Here is a 3,931-nt window from a genome sequence, read left to right as displayed (position 1 = left end):
CCCCCAGAGCTACCCCCCCAGAACAACCGAAAGGCCCCCGTGAGTCACGTCCTCACGGGGGCCTTTCGTCCATCCGCCTGCCCCGGCGAAAGTTGAGAAGACGATCACGAGGCAGGGCGTTCACACGGGGCGGGACGCCTCAGGGCGTCCAGGCCTCAGGGAGCCAGCAGCAGGCTGTTCACACGCTGCTTGGCGGCCTCATAACGCTTGGCGACGTCCTGCCAGTTGACGACCTGCCACATGGCCTCGATGAAGTCGACCTTCTGGTTCTTGTACTGGAGGTAGAAGGCGTGCTCCCAGGCGTCGAAGACCAGGATCGGCGTGGAGCCCTGGCCGACGTTGCCCTGGTGGTCGTAGACCTGCTCGACGATGAGGCGGCCGCTGAGCGGCTCGTAGGCGAGCACGCCCCAGCCGGAGCCCTGCGTCGTCGCCGAGGCCTTGGTCAGCTGGGCCTTGAACTTGGCGAAGGAGCCGAAGGACTCGGCGATCGCGTCCGCCAGCTCGCCGACACCGTCGGCGGCCAGCGGCTCACCGCCGCCACCGTCCTTGGGGCTGTTCATGTTGTGCCAGTAGATGCTGTGCAGGATGTGGCCGGAGAGGTGGAAGGCCAGGTTCTTCTCCAGGCCGTTGATGGCGCCCCACGTCTCCTTGTCGCGCGCCTCCTCCAGCTGCTCAAGGGTGTCGTTCGCGCCCTTGACGTACGCCGCGTGGTGCTTGTCGTGGTGCAGCTCGATGATCTGCGGGTTGATGACCGGCTCGAGCGCCGCGTAGTCGTACGGAAGTTCAGGAAGCGTGTAAATGGCCATGGTCCGAGCCCTCCGACTGCTGCTCTGCTTGTTCCAAGCGCTTATTGCAACCTCTATGCAAGTGCAGGCTAGCAGCAGGAGTCCCGGGAAGTTGATCAGCCCTTCGTCCTAGGACCGCCGGGTACGCCGGATATGCCAAGGGGCCCGGGGTCGATGACGACCCCGGGCCCCTTCGCGTCCGTATCGATGTCCTACTCGGCGACGGCGGTCACCGAGCGCTCCGCCATCTTCTGGCGTACGAAGCCGACCACCGCGAGGCAGAGCGTCAGGGCGCCCGTCGCCAGCAGCTGCTTCCGCGTGTCCGGCTGCTCCGTCATCAAGTAGAAGATGTACGCCATTCCGGCCAGCGCCACCCAGGTGAGGAACGGGTACGCCCACATCTTGACGACCAGCTTCTGCGGCTCGTCCCGCTCCGTCCTGCGCCGCAGGAGCAGCTGCGAGACGGCGATGAAGATCCAGACGACCAGGATCATCGCGCCGATCATGTTGAGCAGCCAGGGGAAGACCTTGTCGGGGCTCCAGTAGCTGAGCAGCACGCAGACGAAGCCGAAGACCGAGGAGGCGAGGACGGCGAGGCGAGGCACGCCGTTGAAGACGCGGCCGAGGGCCTTGGGGCCCTGGCCCCGCTCGATCAGGGAGTACGACATGCGGGAGGCGCCGTAGATGTTGGCGTTCATCGCGGAGAGCAGGGCGATCAGGACGATGACGTTCATGATCTGACCGGCGCCGGGGATGCCGAGGTGGTCGAGCGTGGCGACGTAGGGGCCCTTGGCGACGACTTCCTTGTCGTCCCACGGCAGCAGCGTGACGACGACGAGCATGGAGCCGACGTAGAAGAGGGCGATGCGCCACATCGCCGTACGTACGGCCTTGGCGACGCTCTGGACCGGGTTCTTGGACTCGGCGGCCGCGATGGTCACGGTCTCCAGGCCGCCGTACGCGAAGACGGAGGCGAGGAGGCCGATGATCAGGCCGTCCGTGCCGTTCGGCATGAAGCCGCCCTCGCCGGTGAGGTTCCCGAGGCCGGGGGCCGGGGTGTCCGAGCCGGGCAGGATGCCGAGGATCGCGAGGACGCCGATGCCGAGGAAGAGCGCGATGGCGCCGACCTTCAGGGCGGCGAACCAGAACTCGAACTCGCCGAAGTTCTTCACCGCCGTCAGGTTCGCCCCGCTGAAGACCAGCATGAACAGGGCGACCCACGCCCACTGCGGCGTGTCGGGGAACCAGCCCACCATGATGTTCGCGGCGCCGATGCCCTCAAGGCCGACGGCGACGCAGAGCAGGAACCAGAAGCCCCAGCCCGCGGTGAAGCCCGCCCAGGGGCCGATGGCCCGCTCGGCGTGGACGGAGAAGGAGCCCGAGGCCGGGTTGGCGGCCGACATCTCGCCCAGCATGCGCATGACGAGCATGACGAGCGCGCCGGATATCGCGTAGGCGAGGACGATCGAGGGCCCCGCCGCGGCGATGCCCGCCCCGGAGCCCACGAAGAGCCCGGCGCCGATCACGCCACCGAGGGCGATCATGGAGAGGTGCCGCTGCTTGAGGCCGTGGACGAGCGGGGAGTCGGCCGCGGGTGCCGCATCAGATGCTGCCGGGTCAGGCGCTGATGCTGCGTCCTTGGAGGTGGACGTCCGAGACATGGGCGGGCCCTGTTCACTAGCCGAGACGGGGGACGAGTGGGGGGTCGAGCGGGCCCACAGTCTGAAGTCCGGCACCGCTGACAGGGAATGGCTGACCGCTATACGGACACGACGCCTACACGTCGTGAAGAAACGAACACGCCACGTTCACACAAACTTCACGCCCGGCCCACGCCGCCCACACGCCACTCCCGCAGCCCCGCCACCGCAAGCACGAGCCCCGTCGCCCCCGCCGACCACAGCAGCTGCGGCCGCGCCCCGTCGTCGTTGAGCATCAGACCGAGTACGGCGGCCATCGCGACCAGCGCCGCCCAGGTCAGATACGGGAACGCCCACATCCGCAGCACCAGCCGCTCCGGGGCCTCGCGCTCGATGCGCCGCCGCAGCCGCAGCTGGGACACCGCGATCAGCGCCCAGACGAACAGCAGCACCGCGCCGACCGAGTTGAGCATGTAGAGGAAGACCGAGTCCGGCCACTTCAGATTGAGTACGACCGATACGAAGCCGAAAGCGACCGAGGCGAGGACCGCGCGGCGCGGGACCCCACCGCCGGAGACCTTCAGGAGGGCGCTCGGGGCCTCGCCGCGCTCGGCGAGGGAGAAGACCATCCGGGAGGACCCGTAGAGGTTGGCGTTCAACGCCGAGAGTAGGGCCACGAACACCACGATGTTCATGATGGTCCCGGCGGACGGCACGCCGATCGAGTCCAGGACCGTCACATAGGGGCTCACCCCGGCCTGCTGCGCGGTCCACGGCAGGACCGTCACGATGACCAGCATCGAACCGACGTAGAAGAAGAGGATGCGGTAGACGGCGCTGCGCACCGCGCGGGCGACCGAGCGGACCGGGTCGTCGGACTCGGCGGCCGCGATCGTGACGACCTCCAGGCCGCCGAAGGCGAAGACGACGGCGAGTACGCCGGAGATCACGCCCTCCCACCCATGGGGCAGGAAACCGCCGTCGCCGCTGAGATGGGTGAAGCCGACGGGCTCGGTGTCCGGGAGCACCCCGAAGATCGCGAGCAGCCCGAGCACCAGGAACGCCACGATCGCGAAGACCTTCAGCGCGGCGAACCAGAACTCGAACTCGCCGAAGTTCTTCACCGCCGCGAGGTTGGCGCCGGTGAAGACCAGCATGAAGATCAGCACCCAGGCCCACTGCGGGACCGCCGGCGCCCAGCCGTGCGCGATCTGCGCGGCGCCGGTCGCCTCCACGGCGAGCACGACCACGAGCAGGAACCAGTAGAGCCAGCCGACGCTGAACCCGGCCCAGCGGCCGAGCGCGCGCTCCGCGTGCACGGAGAAGGAGCCCGACGCGGGCATCGCCGCCGACATCTCGCCCAGCATCCGCATCACGCACATCGCGAGCGCGCCCGCGATCAGATACGAGACGACGATCCCGGGCCCCGCGACCGCGATCCCCGCCCCTGACCCGACAAAGAGCCCGGCACCAATGACCCCGCCCAACCCGAGCATGGTGAGGTGC

General features: G+C 68.3%; 3 protein-coding genes. All 3 read right to left on the bottom strand.

Annotation, left to right across the window (positions count from 1 at the left end):
- Nucleotides 1-155: 155 nt before the first annotated feature.
- Complete coding sequence (locus tag GKQ77_RS29290; RefSeq protein ID WP_125512788.1) at nt 156-806, bottom strand: superoxide dismutase; 651 nt, start codon at nt 804-806, stop codon at nt 156-158.
- 191 nt (nt 807-997) lie between these two features.
- Nucleotides 998-2,446, bottom strand: a complete 1,449-nt coding sequence (locus tag GKQ77_RS29285; protein WP_219692117.1) for an amino acid permease — start codon at nt 2,444-2,446, stop codon at nt 998-1,000.
- Between the two features lie 158 nt (nt 2,447-2,604).
- Nucleotides 2,605-3,931: amino acid permease (locus tag GKQ77_RS29280; RefSeq protein WP_219692115.1), on the bottom strand; the 1,327-nt coding region annotated here is incomplete at its 5' end.

Origin of the sequence: Streptomyces anatolicus (assembly GCF_019400875.1) — a bacterium.
Lineage (GTDB): Bacteria > Actinomycetota > Actinomycetes > Streptomycetales > Streptomycetaceae > Streptomyces > Streptomyces anatolicus.
Note: the sequence above shows the minus strand (reverse complement) of the source record. Positions and strands in the feature narration are given on the sequence as shown.